This is a genomic window from Streptomyces lienomycini (assembly GCF_027947595.1).
Classification (GTDB): domain Bacteria; phylum Actinomycetota; class Actinomycetes; order Streptomycetales; family Streptomycetaceae; genus Streptomyces; species Streptomyces lienomycini.
Genome location: NZ_CP116257.1, coordinates 7,530,591 through 7,545,520, shown reverse-complemented (window position 1 = coordinate 7,545,520; position 14,930 = coordinate 7,530,591). Strand labels below are relative to the sequence as shown.

Annotated in this window: 15 protein-coding genes and 1 pseudogene; 9 read left to right on the top strand and 7 right to left on the bottom strand. The window is 73.2% G+C overall.

The window, feature by feature from the left end:
* The first annotated feature begins 108 nt into the window (after window positions 1-108).
* Window positions 109-1,365 carry a GNAT family N-acetyltransferase gene (locus tag BJ961_RS34395; RefSeq protein WP_271416673.1) on the top strand — a complete coding sequence of 419 codons (1,257 nt, stop codon included), beginning with the start codon at window positions 109-111 and terminating at the stop codon, window positions 1,363-1,365.
* Window positions 1,366-1,504: 139 nt separating this feature from the next.
* Here the strand turns inward: BJ961_RS34395 and BJ961_RS34390 are convergent, their stop codons facing one another.
* Both BJ961_RS34390 and BJ961_RS34385 read right to left on the bottom strand, forming a co-directional pair.
* Complete coding sequence (locus BJ961_RS34390) at window positions 1,505-1,690, bottom strand: hypothetical protein (RefSeq protein WP_003974784.1); 186 nt, start codon at window positions 1,688-1,690, stop codon at window positions 1,505-1,507.
* A gap of 169 nt (window positions 1,691-1,859) precedes the next feature.
* Window positions 1,860-2,048, bottom strand: coding sequence for a hypothetical protein (locus tag BJ961_RS34385; protein ID WP_271416672.1), 189 nt, complete (start codon window positions 2,046-2,048; stop codon window positions 1,860-1,862).
* 146 nt (window positions 2,049-2,194) lie between these two features.
* Here BJ961_RS34385 and BJ961_RS34380 point away from each other — a divergent pair, with 146 nt between their 5' ends.
* Together BJ961_RS34380 and BJ961_RS34375 are read left to right on the top strand one after the other, a co-directional pair.
* A complete protein-coding gene (locus BJ961_RS34380; RefSeq protein WP_271416671.1) occupies window positions 2,195-3,073 on the top strand; it encodes a winged helix-turn-helix domain-containing protein in 879 nt (292 codons plus the stop codon).
* A 19-nt stretch (window positions 3,074-3,092) separates the two neighbouring features.
* Window positions 3,093-3,830, top strand: coding sequence for an HAD family hydrolase (locus BJ961_RS34375; protein WP_271416670.1), 738 nt, complete (start codon window positions 3,093-3,095; stop codon window positions 3,828-3,830).
* A gap of 48 nt (window positions 3,831-3,878) precedes the next feature.
* Here the strand turns inward: BJ961_RS34375 and BJ961_RS34370 are convergent.
* Both BJ961_RS34370 and BJ961_RS34365 read right to left on the bottom strand, forming a co-directional pair.
* Window positions 3,879-4,711: pseudogene (locus BJ961_RS34370) on the bottom strand (IS5 family transposase).
* Window positions 4,712-4,752: 41 nt separating this feature from the next.
* Window positions 4,753-5,517: an HAD family hydrolase gene (locus BJ961_RS34365; RefSeq protein ID WP_271416669.1), complete on the bottom strand. Its 765-nt coding sequence runs from the start codon at window positions 5,515-5,517 to the stop codon at window positions 4,753-4,755.
* 110 nt (window positions 5,518-5,627) lie between these two features.
* Between BJ961_RS34365 and BJ961_RS34360 the strand changes: the two genes are divergently transcribed.
* From BJ961_RS34360 to BJ961_RS34350, 3 genes are all read left to right on the top strand, one after another.
* A complete protein-coding gene (locus BJ961_RS34360) occupies window positions 5,628-6,728 on the top strand; it encodes an aminoglycoside phosphotransferase family protein (protein ID WP_271416668.1) in 1,101 nt (366 codons plus the stop codon).
* A 9-nt stretch (window positions 6,729-6,737) separates the two neighbouring features.
* Window positions 6,738-7,373 carry a TetR family transcriptional regulator gene (locus BJ961_RS34355; protein ID WP_271416667.1) on the top strand — a complete coding sequence of 212 codons (636 nt, stop codon included), beginning with the start codon at window positions 6,738-6,740 and terminating at the stop codon, window positions 7,371-7,373.
* Window positions 7,374-7,480: 107 nt separating this feature from the next.
* A complete protein-coding gene (locus BJ961_RS34350; RefSeq protein WP_271416666.1) occupies window positions 7,481-9,529 on the top strand; it encodes a HelD family protein in 2,049 nt (682 codons plus the stop codon).
* Between the two features lie 93 nt (window positions 9,530-9,622).
* Here the strand turns inward: BJ961_RS34350 and BJ961_RS34345 are convergent, their stop codons facing one another.
* The gene (locus BJ961_RS34345) at window positions 9,623-9,943 is read right to left on the bottom strand and encodes a hypothetical protein (RefSeq protein WP_271416665.1); all 321 of its coding nucleotides are present in this window, start codon (window positions 9,941-9,943) and stop codon (window positions 9,623-9,625) included.
* A 157-nt stretch (window positions 9,944-10,100) separates the two neighbouring features.
* On the opposite strand from BJ961_RS34345, the gene BJ961_RS34340 reads away from it, so the two are divergent.
* The 3 genes from BJ961_RS34340 to BJ961_RS34330 all read left to right on the top strand — a co-directional run bounded on the left by BJ961_RS34340 (window position 10,101) and on the right by BJ961_RS34330 (window position 11,708).
* Window positions 10,101-10,532 (top strand): helix-turn-helix domain-containing protein, encoded by a 432-nt coding sequence (locus BJ961_RS34340; protein WP_271416664.1) that lies wholly within the window; start codon window positions 10,101-10,103, stop codon window positions 10,530-10,532.
* Window positions 10,533-10,612: 80 nt separating this feature from the next.
* Window positions 10,613-11,257, top strand: coding sequence for a hypothetical protein (locus tag BJ961_RS34335; RefSeq protein ID WP_271416663.1), 645 nt, complete (start codon window positions 10,613-10,615; stop codon window positions 11,255-11,257).
* A gap of 115 nt (window positions 11,258-11,372) precedes the next feature.
* Window positions 11,373-11,708 carry a DUF2516 family protein gene (locus BJ961_RS34330; RefSeq protein WP_271416662.1) on the top strand — a complete coding sequence of 112 codons (336 nt, stop codon included), beginning with the start codon at window positions 11,373-11,375 and terminating at the stop codon, window positions 11,706-11,708.
* 158 nt (window positions 11,709-11,866) lie between these two features.
* Here BJ961_RS34330 and BJ961_RS34325 read toward each other — a convergent pair whose 3' ends face one another.
* A complete protein-coding gene (locus tag BJ961_RS34325) occupies window positions 11,867-13,354 on the bottom strand; it encodes a PP2C family protein-serine/threonine phosphatase (RefSeq protein WP_271416661.1) in 1,488 nt (495 codons plus the stop codon).
* Between the two features lie 303 nt (window positions 13,355-13,657).
* The gene (locus BJ961_RS34320) at window positions 13,658-14,785 is read right to left on the bottom strand and encodes a C40 family peptidase (RefSeq protein WP_271416660.1); all 1,128 of its coding nucleotides are present in this window, start codon (window positions 14,783-14,785) and stop codon (window positions 13,658-13,660) included.
* Window positions 14,786-14,930 lie beyond the last annotated feature (145 nt).

Sequence of the window (14,930 nt, the reverse complement as noted above, 5' to 3'; positions counted from 1 at the left end):
TGCCGGTCCTGGCTCCGGCCCCAGTCCCGGCCACCGGCCCCGGGGCCCCTGGCCCGGGGCCGGCAAATCCCCGCGACGCGGGCACGGGCGCAGTCCTACCGTGAGCCCATGAGCCCCCGCACCGAGATCGACGTACGTCCCATCACCGAGGCCGAGTTCCCGGACTGGAACCGGGCCATGAACACCGGGTTCCTGCGGCCGCCCGCCGTCAGCCCGGAGCACCTGGAGGCCCGCCGCGCCGAGTTCGTGCCCGGCCGGTCGCTCGGCGCCTTCGACGGCGCACGCTGTGTCGCGACCTTCCGGTCCTTCGACCAGGAGCTGACCGCCGTCGGCGGTGCCCCGGTGCGGGCCGACGCGATCTCCAACGTCACCGTCACCGCGACCCACCGCCGCCGCGGGCTGCTCACCCGCATGATGGCGCAGGACCTGACCGCGGCGAAGGACCGCGGGGACACCGTCGCGACGCTGATCGCGGCCGAGTACCCGATCTACGGGCGGTACGGCTTCGGCCCCGCCACCACCATGACCGAGTGGGCGGTCGACGTGCCGCGCGCCGGTCTCGCCGCACGCTGGACGGCGCCGGAGGACGGCGCCCGGATCGACCTCGTCGACGCCGAGGACGTCCGCAAGCTCGGCCCCGAACTGCACGAGCGGCTGCGCCGGGTCCAGCCGGGCGCGGTCAGCCGGACCGAGGTGTGGTGGCAGCTGCGCACCGGGGCCCTGCAGATGAACGGCCCCTCCTGGATCGAGCCCTGCTACGCCGTGTACCGCTCGGCGGCCGGCGAGGTCGAGGGCATCGCCTCGTACCGGACCGACGACCACTGGGGCGACGCCAAGCAGCCGCTGAACACGGCGACCGTCGACTGGCTGCTCGCGGTGACCCCGGCCGCCGAGCGCGGGCTGTGGCACTACCTGTGCTCGATCGACTGGATCACCACCGTGAAGAGCGGCTGGCGGGCCCCCGACGACCTGCTCCCGCACCTCCTGCCCGACCCGCGAGCGGCCAGGATCACCTCGCAGGCGGACTGGCTGTGGGTGCGGATCCTGGACGTCGCGGCGGCGCTGGAGGCGCGCGCGTACGAGGGCCGGGGATCGCTGGTGCTGGAGGTCGTGGACCGCGGAGGGCTCACCGGCGGGCGGTGGCGGCTGGAGGCGGGCCCGGACGGCGCGTCCTGCGCGCCGACCACCGAGAGCGCCCACCTCGTGCTGGACGTGGGCGACCTGTCGGCGCTGTGGCTGGGCGACGCGTCCGCCGTACGGCTGGCCGCGCTCGGCCGGGTGCGGGAAGAACGAGCGGGCGCCGCCCGTGTGGTCGACGCCCTGCTGCGTACGTCCAGGCGGCCTTGGTGCCCGGACATGTTCTGAGGTGACTCCCTTCCGCCGGTGACGGTGGACGTGCGCATCCGTAGCGCGGGTTTTCAGTTGTGGTTGTTGTGCGTGGTGCGACTGGCGGCCGGGCTCCCGGCTCCCCTCCGGAGGAGAGCCCGGCCGGCAGTACGTCGGTTCAGCCGGACTGGGCGAGCAGCATCACGAGGATCACCGCGCCCACACCGCCGATCATGGTGTTCTTCGCCTTGATGCCGATGGACAGCGCGACGAACGCGATGATGCCCATGGGCCCGTACTTCCACTGCACGAGCTGCTCGAACCCGATGGCCAGAGCGGCGACGACGATGGCGATGAGCGGCATGGTGGACCCCCTGTCACCGTGGTGGCCAACCTCGGTAGGTTCGACCACGTTGCCCAAGTTGGCTGCCAACTTAACCTTGGTTATGTCCAATTGGAACTCCCCGGAACCACCTTTCTGCGAACTGGCCGAAGATGGCGAGAAGTTGCGACGCCCGGTGGCCGACGTCCGGTCACAGCGCGGGCCGTGCGACCATGAGGGCCAGCATCACCGCACCGACGGAGCTGAGTGACGGACGCTTGGCCTTGATGCCCGTGATGAGCAGGAGCAGGCCGATGATGCCGGCGGTGCCGTACCTCCACTGGACGATCTGCTCGAAGGCGAGGACGCAGACCGTGGAGACGAGGGCGAGGACGGGCATGGTCGTTCCCTTTCGGAAGTTTGGACGGAAAACTTCCGCCAACCCGGTTAAGTTGGCAACCAACTTCGACTAGGTTGTCCCCACTTGGCAGCTACCTATAAACAAGTTTCAAACAACTCCCTGTAGGTAGGTCGAAGTTGTAGCGTTTGGTCGTGACTCAGGAGAACGTGTCCGTGAACGGCAGCAGAAGGCTCTCGTCCCAGGAGATCGCCGACATCCTGCGGGAACGGATCCGCGGGGGTGAACTCAAGGCGGGCGACCGCCTGCCCACCCAGGCCGAGTTGGCCGACGAGTTCAGTGTGGAGCGCGGCACCGTCCGCCAGGCCCTGAGGGCGCTCCAGGAGGACGGCCTGCTCTCCAACGTCAGCAAGGGCAGCCCGCCCCGCATCGCCGAACCCGCCCCGGTCCGCGGCGATCAGCCGCAGCCCACGATGCTGGCCCTGGGGCACCGCCTGACGGCGGCGTTCTCGGCGCCCCGGGTGCGGGTGGACGTCGTGTGCCACACCTCCGAGACGCTGGTGCTCGCCCTGAGCGAGCCGCTCCGCCTGATCCACGAGGGCCACATCCGCCCCGAGTCGATCGACTTCCGCGTCCTGCTGCCGGCCCGGAACGTCGAGCTGGCCTTCCCCGTCCTGGTCGAGCAGGAGGAGGACGACCCGGTCCACCGGCGCTGGCTGGAGATGCGCAACGCCCAGGCCCGGGTGCTGGAGCACAACCTGCGCGCCGTGCGCAACACCCGCCACGTCGACGTCAGGGTGTCCTTCCGCACGCTGCCGTTCACCCCGCCGACCAAGCTCTACCTGCTCAACGGCGAGGAGGCGCTCTTCGGTCACTACATGCTGACCCGGCGCGAGGAGGAGTACGAGAACCGGACGCTGGAGATGTACGACGCCCTCGGTTCCCAGTCGCTGCTGTTCTCCTTCCTGAAGCGGACCGGACACCGGGACGCGGCGTTCGTCGAGGAGTCGGAGAGATGGTTCGAAGCCCTGTGGAACACCATCACCACGGACATGGCCTTCTCCTGAGGCGGAGCGGACGGAACCGGTGACAGTGGAGACGGACGACGAGCGGCTGCGCCACCTGGTCCGCGGCGCACGACTCGTGCTGTGGGACTTCGACGGCCCCATCTGCCGCCTGTTCGCCCGGTACGCGGCGGACCGCGTCGCCGACGAGATGACGCGGTGGCTGGCGGACCGCGGCATGGCGGGCCCGCTCGCGCCGGACGGACAGCGGGCCGACGGCGCGCGGGAGGTTCCGCGGGCCGACGATCCGCAGGAGGTGCTGCGCGCCGCGCACCGCCGGCACCCCGGCAGCGACCTGGTGGCGGGCCTCGAGGAGGTCTACACGTCGGCGGAGCTGCGCGCCGTGCCCTCCGCGATGCCCACCGCCTACGCCGATCCGCTGATCCGCACCTGGACCGCGCTCGGCAGCCGGCTGGCCGTCGTCACGAACAACTCCCCGCACGCGGTGCGCGCCTACCTGGCCGGCCGCGGTCTGCTGCCCTGCTTCGCGCCGCACATCTACGGCCGCACCCGGGACCCGCACCGCCTCAAGCCCGACCCGTACACCCTGCGCCGCGCCCTGGACGGCGCGGGCTGCGACGCCTCCGCCACCCTGATGGTCGGGGACTCCCCCGCCGACCTGGCCGCGGCCACGAGCGTCGGCGTCGACTTCCTGGGATACGCGAGGAACGACCGCAAGGAGAGGCAACTGCGGGACGCGGGCGCCCCGGTGCTCGTCGACTCCCTCGAACCGGTCCTGCGGGCCCTGTGGGCACGGTGAGGCCGCACCCGGCCCGCGGGCGGGACCGCTAGGTTCTGTCGTCAAATGTCACGCCCACATCAGGAGTGATGCGAGGGTGACGGCTGCCTCGTAGGACTCGGCGGTCTTGTCGTAGCGGGTGGCTATGCCGCGCCACTGCTTCAGGCGGTTGAAGCAGCGTTCGACGACGTTGCGGTGCTTGTAGACCTCACGGTCGAAGGCCGGCGGGCGGCCACCGCGGCGGCCTCGCCGGGCCCGGTTGCCGGCCTGGTCGGCCCGCTCGGGAATCGTGTGGGCGATGCTCCGCCGGCGGAGCCAGGCGCGGATCGCTTTCGAGCTGTAGCCCTTGTCGCCCAGGACGTGATCGGGCCGGACGCGGGGCCGTCCCGGTCCGATCCGGGGCACCCGGATCGTATCCATCACGGCGGTGAACCGGGTGCAGTCGTTGGTGTTGCCGCCCGTGACAACGAAGCCGAGCGGACGGCCCCGCCCGTCGCAGGCCAGATGGATCTTGCTGGTCAGACCGCCTCTGGACCGGCCGAGGGCCGGGTCGCGGAGCCCCCTTTTCTGGCCCCGGCCGCGTGCTGATGGGCGCGGACGACCGTGGAGTCGACCGACACCAGCCACTCGATGTCGCCTGCCGCGTCCGCCTTCGCCTGCGCGGCCCGCAGCATCCGGTCGAACGTGCCGTCCGCCGCCCACCTGCGAAAACGGGTGTGGAGCGTGGCCCACGGCCCGTAACGCTCGGGCACGTCCCGCCAGGCCGTCCCGGTCCGGAACTTCCACACGATTCCGTTCAGGACCCGGCGGTCATCCAGCCGCTTGCGTCCCCGCAACGACTCGGGCAGCAGCGGCCGGACGAACTCCCACTCGGCATCCGACAGTTCATGGCGACGTATCACGCCACCATGATCCACCACCCAAGATCATTTGAGGACACCGCCTAGGGCGCCGCCACCCGCGCGGGAGGCCCGTCGGCGGCCCGTACGACGGGCAGGTAGGAGGCGACCACCGCGTCCGCGCCGCCCTCGGCCATCTCCAGCGCGCGTACCGCGTGCCGGGTGAACCCGAGGAAGCCGGTCCCGGCCGACCGGGCGGCCCCCAGGTCGGTGAGCTGGTCGCCGACGAGCAGGCAGTCCGCGGCGGGCAGGGCCAGGTGGCGCAGGGCCCGGTGCACGCAGTCCGGATGCGGCTTCATGAGCCGCGCGTCGTGCGGCGACCGGCCGAAGACCCCGTCGAACTTCGGACCGAGACCGAGACGGGCGAGGTACTCCCGGATCGGCCCCTCCGCGTTGTTGCTGACGACCACCAGACGCTTGCCGAGGCCGAGCAGCAGCTCCACGAGGGCGTGCAGATGCGGCGTGGGAGCCGCGGTGCGCACGGCGTGCCGCTCCATGTCGGTGACGGCGGCCTCGGCGAGTTCCAGCGGGAGGGCGCTCGGCCTGGGTACGGATCTTTCGTACATCTCCCTGAGGGGACGGAGGATTCCGTGGGAGTCGTCGCACTCCTCGACCGCGGCGTCGAGCGGCCCCCAGTGGCGCCGGGCCGTCCGCTTGACCTGCCGCGCCACGTCCGCCGTGGCGCGGCCGCCGAACAGATCGCAGACGGGGCCGTCGAAGTCGAACAGCACCGCGCGGACGGACCCGAAGGTGCGCAGCAGTGCGGCCGGATCGTCGATCGCCGCCCGGCCAAGGCCTGTGTCGGTCACCGCGGCAGTTTCCCGCACCGGACGCGGCCGGACCCTCACGACACGGTGTCGCGCAGTAAGGTGCCCCACCCCCTCGCCCAGGTGGCGCCACGAGAACGGGCGGAACACACATGACACCACTCGAGTTCTCGCCCGCCGGGCAGCGAGCAAGGGCGATGGGCGACGGATCGCCCCTGGTCAGGGGGCCGTTGAAGGGCTACCACTCCGAGACGTACGTCCTGTCGCCGCCGGGCGGGACGGCGGCCGTCAAGCTGCGCGAACCGCGCGCCACCAGTCTGTGGTTCGACCGTCGGCTCTTCCGCTCGGAGGAGGAGCTGCTCCGGTGCCTGAAGGGGCGCGTCGACCGGGTGCCCGACATCGTCGACGTCGAGGGCCTGGGCCTGCAGACGTTCATCGAGGGCCGGACCCTCGGAGCGTATCGCCCGGCGGGACGGCGGGTGCCGGACGCGGTGTTCGGGCAGATCGTGGACCTGTTCCGGCAGTTGGCGCCGATCACCGGCGGGACACTGCGCGCGGCACGGCGCTGCCCCCCGTGGGACGCCCCGGAGGACGGGGACACCGACGGCTTCCTGAAACGCCTCGTCGTCTTCGTCGAGGAACAGGTCTACGACGCCAACCGCCCGTTTTTCGGTGACCTCTTCGAGGCACTCGGCGTACGGGACGAAGCACTCGCCCACCTGGAGAAGAGCCTGTCCGGGCTCACCCCGCGGCCCTTCTGCCTGCTCCACGGCGACCTGCACCGCGAGAACCTCGTCATCGACGCGGGGGGCCGCCTGTGGACCATCGACTGGGAACTGGCGATGGTCGGCGATCCGCTCTACGACCTCGCCACCCACCTCCACCTGATGCGCTACCCGGCCCGTCAGGAGGCCCGGATGGTCCGGGCGTGGTGCGCGGCCGTGGAGGAGGCCCGCCCCGGAAGTTCCCGGGGGTGGCAGCGCGACCTGCCCCTGATCACCGGTTTCAAGCGGGCCCAGTCCCTCTACACGGACACCGTCCGGGCCGCGCTGTCGCTGCGTGACGGGACGGGCCTGCGGTGGGCCGCCCTCCCCGGGGTGGCCGGGAGGCTGCGGGACGTCGTGGCCGCCGCCGCCGGGCCGCTCGGCCTGGACGAGGTCCCCGGGCGCCGGCGCGTCATGGCCGCTCTGGCCCGCTGGCACCGCGAGACCGCGGGCCTCCCGTCGGACGGAGCCGCGCCCGGGAAACGCTAGCCTCCCCCCATGAACGCCCCCGGTCTGCGCGAACGCAAGAGGCAGCGGATGTTCCGGACACTGTCGGACACCGCCGTCGCCCTCTTCCTGGAGAAGGGCTTCGACGCGGTGTCCGTCGCCGAGGTGGCCGCCGCCGCCGAGGTCTCCAAACCGACCCTCTTCCGGTACTTCCCGGCCAAGGAGGACCTCGTCCTCCACCGCATCGCCGACCACGAGGACGAGGCGGCGCGGGTGGCGGCCGAGGCACCGGCGCCGCTCGACGCGCTGCGGCGGCACTTCCTGGCCGGGCTGGAGCGGTGCGACCCGGTGACCGGGCTCAACGACCAGCCCGCCGTACTCGCCTTCCACCGCCTGCTCTACGGCACCCCGTCCCTGGTCGCGCGGCTGCACACGCAGTTGGAACGGTCGGAGGCCGCGCTCGCCGAGGCCCTCGGCGGCGACCTGGACGCCAGGCTGGCCGCCGGTCAGATCATCGCCGTACAGCGGATCCTCGCCCTGGAGAACTGGCGGCGGGTCGCGGCCGGGGAGCGCGTGGAGGACGTGCGGGGCGATGCGCTGGCAGCGGCGGAGCGGGCGTTCGCGGGGCTGGCGGCGGGACTGCCGGGAGCGAGGCCCGACCCGGCAGGTGCGAACCAGCGGGTGTGACCCAGCGGGAGTGACCCAGCGGGTCTGAATCATCGAGTCTGACTCATCGGGCCCCTGACTCGGTAAAGAATGTGACTCAGTAACGTCATTCGCCTATGCTCGCTGGAATGACGTCGACCGACCCCGCCCTCCAGCGCGCACTCGACCGGGAACGCGCCCACCACGAGCACTGCCGGACCGTCCTCGCCGCGATGGTCGAGGGCGCCCGGGACCACGTCGTCACCGGCGAGGACGTCTCCGCCTCCGGGGCCGACGCCGAGGTCCTCGGCCACCGGCTGCGCAGCCGGGCCAAGGCGCTGCGCGAACTGCCCCAGGGGCCGCTGTTCTTCGGGCGGCTGGACTTCCAGGAGAGCGAGGGCGAGGGCGAGGGACGGGCGCTGCACATCGGGCGGCTGCGGATCACCGAGCACCCGGCGGCCCCGCCCCACGTCGTCGACTGGCGTGCCCCCGTCTCCCGCGCCTTCTACCAGGCCACCGCCGACGACCCCCGGGGCGTCGCCGTCCGCCGCCGCTTCGGATGGGCGCCCGGCAGCCGCGGCGACAGCGGCGACCTCACCGGACTGGAGGACGAGCACCTCGGCCGGGGCGAGCCCGGGGCCGGTGCCCTCGTCGCCCGGGAGATCGCACGGCCCCGCGTCGGACCCATGCGGGACATCGCCGCCACCATCCAGCCCGAGCAGGACGACCTCGTCCGCGCCGGCCTCTCGGCCACCGTCTGCGTCCAGGGCGCCCCGGGCACCGGCAAGACCGCCGTCGGCCTGCACCGGGCCGCGTATCTCCTCTACACCCACCCGCGGCGCGTCGGCCGCGCCGGACTGCTGATCCTCGGCCCCAACCCGACCTTCCTCTCCTACATCGCCGAGGTGCTCCCCGCCCTCGGCGAGAGCGGCGTCAGGCAGTCCACGCTCGCCCAGGAGATCGCCCGGCACCCGGTCACCGGCACGGACGGCGAACGGGCCGCCGCCGTCAAGCACGACGCCCGGACCGCCGAGGTGCTGCGCCGCGCCCTCTACGCGCGCGTGGCGCCCGACGCCGCGGGACCGCTCGCCGTACCGGACGGCTCCTACCGCTGGCGCGTCCCGGCCGAGGCGCTGGCCCGGATCGTCGCGGACGTCCGCGCGGAGGAACCGCCGTACACCGTCGGGCGCGAGCGGGTCCGGGCCCGGATCGTGCGGCACGTCCGGGAACAGGCCGAACGGCGTGCCGGGCCCCGGACCAACGCCTGGGTGCGCCGCATCGAACGGGCCCGTCCGGTCGGCGCGTACGTCGACGCGGCCTGGCCCCGGGTACGCCCGGAGGAGGTCGTCACGCAGCTGCTCGGCGACCCCGGCGTGCTGGCCCGGGCCGCCGAGGGGCTGCTGGACGGCGACGAGCAGCGGGCGCTGCTGCGGACGGAGCGGGCACCCCGGTCGTGGCGGACGGCACGCTGGTCCGCCGCCGACCTGATCCTCCTCGACGAGGTCGCCGGGCTCCTCGAACACCCGGAGGGCTACGGCCACGTCGTCGTCGACGAGGCCCAGGACCTCTCCCCGATGGAGTGCCGCGCCGTCGCCCGCCGCTGCGCCCACGGTTCGCTCACCGTCCTCGGCGACCTCGCCCAGGGGACCACGCCGTGGGCCGCGCGGTCCTGGCGGACCGTCCTCGCCCACCTGGGCCGCCCGGACGCGGCCGTGGTGCCGCTGACCACCGGGTTCCGGGTGCCGAAGGAGATCCTGGACCTCGCCAACCGGCTGCTGGCACGGCTCGACGTGGACGTGCCGGCGGCCCGCTCCCTGCGCGGCGACGGCGAACTGACGCTGCGCGGGACCACGCCGGACGCCGTGCCGGAGACGGTCGTGGACGCCGTACGGCGCGCGCTCACCCGGGAGGGCTCCGTCGGCGTCGTCGCCGCCGACCCGGACGTACCCCGGCTGCGGGCCGCCCTCGACGCGGCCGGCCTCGCGGCGTCCACGGAGCGGGACCCGGGGGCCAGGGTGGCGGTGGTCCCGGCGAGCGTGGTCAAGGGCCTGGAGTACGACCACGTCGTCGCCGTCGAACCGGCGGCGATCGCGGCGGCCGAGGGCCCCGGAGGGCGGGGCCTGCACCGGCTCTACGTCGTCCTCACCCGCGCGGTGTCCCGGCTGGACGTGGTGCACGGGCGGCCCCTGCCGTTCTGAGCGGGCACACCGAGCGCGCCGACCGCGCCGCCCGGCCGTGCCGGAGCGCGGGAGCCGCACCGCACTCCACGCGCCGGACCACGCCGGACACGGTCAGGGACCGGCGACGTCCCCGAACCTGCGCAGCACGGTGTCGAGCCCGTCCACCACGGCGTTCTGCCGCCGCGCACGAGCCGCCCGGTCCGCCGGCACCAGCCGCGCGGCGACCTGCACGGCGTAGGCGTCCGGATCGCCGAATGCGGTCCGCGGATGCTCTCCCGTGTCCGCGCAGTGCGTCGTGACCTCCTTGACCGCCTGGAGCACGACCGCCCGGTCCACCCCCGGCCGCATGGCCAGCCGCACCTGGAAGCGCGCCATCCACTTCTCGCGGTCCTTCTCCTCCGCCGCCTCCGGCGTCCGCGCCTTCTTCGCCACGTGCTCTCCCGGGTGCTCGGCGGCCGTCCATCACTGAGTGGGACGTCGGAGCGCGGGGAGGGGTTGCGGGAAGCGGGTCCGGAAGAGCACCCCCCCCGGACGCACTATTGCAAGCATCTTGCTTGCAATAGTTAGCGAGCTGCTGCATGGTGGAGGCATGGCATCGCTCAACGTCGGCAATCTCGGTGAGTACCTGCGCGAGCAGCGGCGCAACGCGCAGCTGTCCCTGCGGCAGCTCGCCGACGCCGCGGGCGTGTCCAATCCGTACCTCAGCCAGATCGAGCGCGGGCTGCGCAAGCCGAGCGCGGAGGTGCTCCAGCAGGTCGCCAAGGCACTGCGCATCTCCGCCGAGACGCTGTACGTCCGCGCCGGGATCCTCGACGCCGAGCGGGACCGGGACGACGTGGAGACACGTGCGGTCATCCTCGCCGACCCCTCCCTCAACGAGGGGCAGAAGCAGGTACTGCTCCAGGTCTACGAGTCCTTCCGCAAGGAGAACGGATTCGGGCCCGACGCCGAGGCGAACGCCGACGCCGTCGACGGGGCCGCCTCCATACCCGGCCCCGGCCCGCAGCAGACGGCCGGATGAGCGGCGGCGAGCAGCCGTCCGGCGGCGCGCGGGACCACCACGAAACCCTCAGTCATACGCGATACCGGAGGACCGTCACCATGGCCATCACCGACGACCTGCGCAAGACCTTCAGCGACCCCACCCCGCTCTACTTCGCCGCCGGCACCGCCGACCTCGCCTTCCAGCAGGCCAAGAAGGTGCCGGTGCTGGTGGAGCAGCTGCGCGCCGAGGCCCCGGCGCGGATCGACGCCGTGCGCAACACCGACCCGAAGGCCGTCCAGGAGAAGGCGACGGCCCGCGTCAAGGAGACCCAGGGGAGCCTCCAGGCCAGGGCCAACGAGCTCTTCGGCTCCCTCGACGCCGACTTCAAGAAGCTCGGCGAGACCGCCCAGGACCTCGCCCTGCGGTCGGTCGGCGTGGCCGCCGAGTACGCCGTCAGGGCCCGGGAGACCTACGAGAAGGTCGCCGAGCGCGGCGAGCACGCGGTGCGCACCTGGCGCGGCCAGGCCGCCGACGGCATCGAGGACCTCGCCGAGGACGTCGAGGACTTCGCCGTGGCCGTCGAGCCGGCCAAGCCCGAGCCCGCCAAGCCCGCCGCTCCCGCCAAGCCCGCCGCGGCCAGGCCCCAGCCGGTCCGGGTCACCGAGGACAAGCCCGCCGCGGCGAAGAAGGCCCCCGCCCCGCGCAAGGCCCCGGCCAAGAAGAACGCCACCGCCAAGAAGACCACCCCGCCCGCGAAGTGACGGCGGAGAACGCGGTCGGTCGGAGCGGGCCGGGCACCCTTGGGGTGTCCGGCCCGTTCTCCGGGTACGGTGACCGCGTAAGGACGACCCGAGTCTGGTGGTGGACGTTGTGCTGATGCAGGGGTTCGCAGGCTTCATGTGGCTGCTGAGCATCGCCCTGATCCTTTTCAGCGGCTTCGCTCTGATCGACGCAGCCGTGCGCCGTGAGGACGCCTACCGCGCGGCCGACAAGAAGACCAAGCCCTTCTGGCTGGTCATCCTCGGCATCGCCTTCGTGGTGAACCTGGTCTTCAACATCCTGTCGTTCCTGCCGATCATCGGCCTCATCGCGACGATCGTGTACATGGTGGACGTACGGCCCGCCCTGCGCGGCCTGCCGGGCGGCGGCCGCAGCAGCCGCCGCGGCTCCAGCAGTGACGGCCCCTACGGCCCGTACAACGGCGGACGCTGACAGGTTCCCCGCAGGCGGACCCCGACCGGTTTCCCGCAGGCGGACCCCGACCGGTTTCCCGCAGGCGGACCCCGACCGGTTTCCCGCAGGCGGACCCCGACGGGTCCCCGGGTGCGGTCCCGGGGGCCGCACGCGTGTCATCCCGGGTGCCGGGCGGCTCAGGCCGTCCGGTCCAGCAGGACCACCGCCACGTCGTCCGCCAGTTCGCCGCCGTTGAGTTCGCGGACCTCGTTGACGGTCGCCCGCAGCAGGTCCTCGCCCCGCAGGCCGTCGGCGCGCTGGCGGCGGACCATCTCCACCATGCCGTCCTGGCCGAGCCGCTCCCGGCCCTCGCCGACGTGGCCCTCGATCAGGCCGTCGGTGTAGAGCATCAGGCTCCACTCGGCGCCCAGCTCCACGTGCATCCGCGGCCAGCGGGCCCCCGGCAGCAGCCCCAGCGCCGGGCCGTTGTTGTCGTACGGCAGCAGCCGCGCGGGCACGCCGGGGCCGGCGATCAGCGGGGACGGGTGCCCGGCCAGGCACAGGCCGGCGCGGCGGCCGTCCGGCGCTATGTCCACCGCGCACAGGGTCGCGAAGATCTCGTCGTCCGAGCGCTCGTGCTCCAGCACCTCCTGGAGCGTGCCGAGCAGCTGGTCGCCGCAGAGCCCCGCCAGGGTCAGCGCCCGCCAGGCGATCCGCAGCTCCACACCGAGCGCCGCCTCGTCCGGGCCGTGCCCGCAGACGTCGCCGATCATGGCGTGCACGGTGCCGTCCGGGGTGCGGACGACGTCGTAGAAGTCGCCGCCGAGCAGGGCGCGCGAGCGGCCCGGCCGGTAGCGGGCGGCGAAGCGCAGCGGGGAACCGGCGAGCAGCGGGGTCGGCAGCAGACCGCGCTCCAGGCGGCGGTTCTCCTGCGCCCGCACCCGGCCCTCGGCCAGCCGCCGTTCCGCCGAGTCGGAGCGTTTGCGCTCGACGGCGTAGCGGATCGCCCGGCTCAGCAGGCGGCCGTCCAGTTCGTCGCGGAACAGGTAGTCCTGCGCGCCGACCGCCACCGCCTCGGCGCCGCGCTCGGCGTCGCTGGAGGAGGTGAGCGCGAGCACGGCGTGCCGGGGCGCGAGCTCCAGCACGTGCCGGAGCACCGCCAGCTCGTCGGCGTCCTCCGCGTCGCCCTCGCCGGTGCCGTGGCCGTGGCCGTCGGGACTCGTGCGGGCCGGGCCGGGGGCCGACAGGGCGAGGTCCAGCAGGATGCAGTGGACGTCGTCGGTCAGCAGCCGCCCGGCCTCGGTGAGGTTGCGCGCGGTGCGGACGCGGATCGGCTTGCCGGCCTGGTCGAGCAGGTCGGGCACGATCGGCGAGCCGGCCGGATCGTCCTCGATCAGCAGCACCGTCAGGTTCGTGGGAGCGGCGCCGCTCTTGTCCGGGCCGCGGTGCGCGGTCCGGTCCGTGCCGGTGTCCGGGCCGGCGTCCGTGCTGGTGTCCGTGCTGGTGTCCGTGGGCTTCTCGCGCTTCTCCGTGGTGTCGTTCTCTCGCCGGGCGGCGGGGTTCCGGGCCGGGTGCGCCCCGGGCTGGGCCTGTTCCGTGGAAGGGCCGCTGTCCGGGGAAGCGGCGGGCGCCTGACCGCACTCCACGGCCGGAATCGCCCTCTGCCGCGGTACGGGTACGGGCATGGTGTCGGTTTCCTTCCCTCCCCCCGAGGGCATGGCGGGGCGAGGGACCTCGACCCACCGACGGGGACCATAGCGGGTGACCGCGCCGCTGCGGAATGGTCCAGAACACGTCGGACGGTGATCGGCCACTGTCATATGCCGCGTTATCCCCCGCAGTTGGACACGTCGGCCGGGCGCCGGGGATGACGAACGTCACGCGGGGGCGGGGGTCGGGCGTGGACTGGGTCACGTGGCCCGCCTCACGCCTCCGGGCCGGGGCGCGTGGCGCGCGTCACGCCACCGGGTCGGGGCGCGTGGCCCGCCTCACCCCTCGGGGGCCTCGGCGGTGTCCGGCCGGACCACGCCGAGGATCGGCATCGTGCCCGCCCCCGCGACGGTGATCGAGCGCCCGGGGCGCGGGGCGTGCACGACCGAGCCGTCGCCGACGTACATGCCGACATGGCTGGCGTCGTCGAAGTAGATGATCAGGTCGCCGGGACGCATGTCCTTCACGTCGACGTGCTGGAGCTGCCTCCACTGCTCCTGCGAGGTGCGCGGGATCGCCCGCCCGGCCGACACCCAGGCCTGCGAGGTCAGGCCGGAGCAGTCGTAGGACTTCGGGCCCTCGGCGCCCCACTGGTACGGCTTCCCGATCTGGGCGGTGGCGTACTCGACGGCCTTGCGGCCCCGGTCGGTCGCCTCGGCGTCCAGGTCCTTGAGGACGCCGGAGCCGAGCCAGGCGGTCTGGGCCTTGGCCTGTGCCTCCCGCTCCAGCCGGGCGAGGCGCTCCCTCTCCTCCTGCTCCAGCTCGGACTCGAGCTTCTCGGCCGCCGCGATCTGCTTCTCGATCTTCTTCTGGGCGGCGGCCTTGGTCCTGCGGTTCGCCTCCAGCTTCTCGAACTGGGCGGAGGCGTCCGCCGCGTACGTCTTCAGGTCCTGCTGGGCGCGGGACAGCTCGCCGAGCAGGCCCTTGGCGGCGCGCTGGCCCTGGATCACCCGGCCGGTGCCGTCGAGGAAGTCCTCCGGGTCGTCGCTCAGCACCAGCTTGGCGCCGTCGGGCAGGCCGCCGGTGCGGTACTGGGAGCGGGCCGCGGCCCCCGCGCGGTCCTTGAGCCGGTCCAGCTTCTCCTGGCCCTCGACGATCTTCTTGGCCAGTTCGACGATCTCGGCGTTCTGCTTCTCGGTCTGCTCCTCGGCGGCGTTGTACTCCTCCGTGGCCGAGGCCGCCGCGCGGTACAGCCCGTCGAGCTGCCGGCGTACGGCTTCCAGGTCCTTGTCCGGCGCGACGGGCGGCGCGGCGGGCGGCGTGGCGGGGGCCCGGGAGGCGCCGGGGGCGCTCGGCGGGGGTGTCGGCCCGGGGGCGGCGAGGGCCGTGCCCGGTGCGGCCAGCACGGTGACCGCGCAGACCACGGTCACGGCGGCGGTCGTCAGGACATGCTTCCCCGTGCGCATACCACGCCCCCAAACTGATTAACCGTCAGTAACATAGCTCGCTCGGGGGATCGTGCCATGCCGGCGCGAAAAGCGACAGAGGCCGTGCGGCCGTGCTTTCCTCCCGCTTCCCCCCGGTGTGTGACGAACGTCGCACGGAGATCGT

Bases quoted from the DNA above. Each gene is read 5' to 3' on its own strand.
- BJ961_RS34390 (WP_003974784.1), bottom strand. From the start codon at position 1,690: ATGCCGCTCATCGCCATCGTCGTCGCCGCTCTGGCCATCGGGTTCGAG.
- BJ961_RS34395 (WP_271416673.1), top strand. From the start codon at position 109: ATGAGCCCCCGCACCGAGATCGACGTACGTCCCATCACCGAGGCCGAG.
- BJ961_RS34350 (WP_271416666.1), top strand. From the start codon at position 7,481: ATGACGTCGACCGACCCCGCCCTCCAGCGCGCACTCGACCGGGAACGC.
- BJ961_RS34360 (WP_271416668.1), top strand. From the start codon at position 5,628: ATGACACCACTCGAGTTCTCGCCCGCCGGGCAGCGAGCAAGGGCGATG.
- BJ961_RS34325 (WP_271416661.1), bottom strand. From the start codon at position 13,354: ATGCCCGTACCCGTACCGCGGCAGAGGGCGATTCCGGCCGTGGAGTGC.
- BJ961_RS34335 (WP_271416663.1), top strand. From the start codon at position 10,613: ATGGCCATCACCGACGACCTGCGCAAGACCTTCAGCGACCCCACCCCG.
- BJ961_RS34320 (WP_271416660.1), bottom strand. From the start codon at position 14,785: ATGCGCACGGGGAAGCATGTCCTGACGACCGCCGCCGTGACCGTGGTC.
- BJ961_RS34340 (WP_271416664.1), top strand. From the start codon at position 10,101: ATGGCATCGCTCAACGTCGGCAATCTCGGTGAGTACCTGCGCGAGCAG.
- BJ961_RS34385 (WP_271416672.1), bottom strand. From the start codon at position 2,048: ATGCCCGTCCTCGCCCTCGTCTCCACGGTCTGCGTCCTCGCCTTCGAG.
- BJ961_RS34330 (WP_271416662.1), top strand. From the start codon at position 11,373: ATGCAGGGGTTCGCAGGCTTCATGTGGCTGCTGAGCATCGCCCTGATC.
- BJ961_RS34355 (WP_271416667.1), top strand. From the start codon at position 6,738: ATGAACGCCCCCGGTCTGCGCGAACGCAAGAGGCAGCGGATGTTCCGG.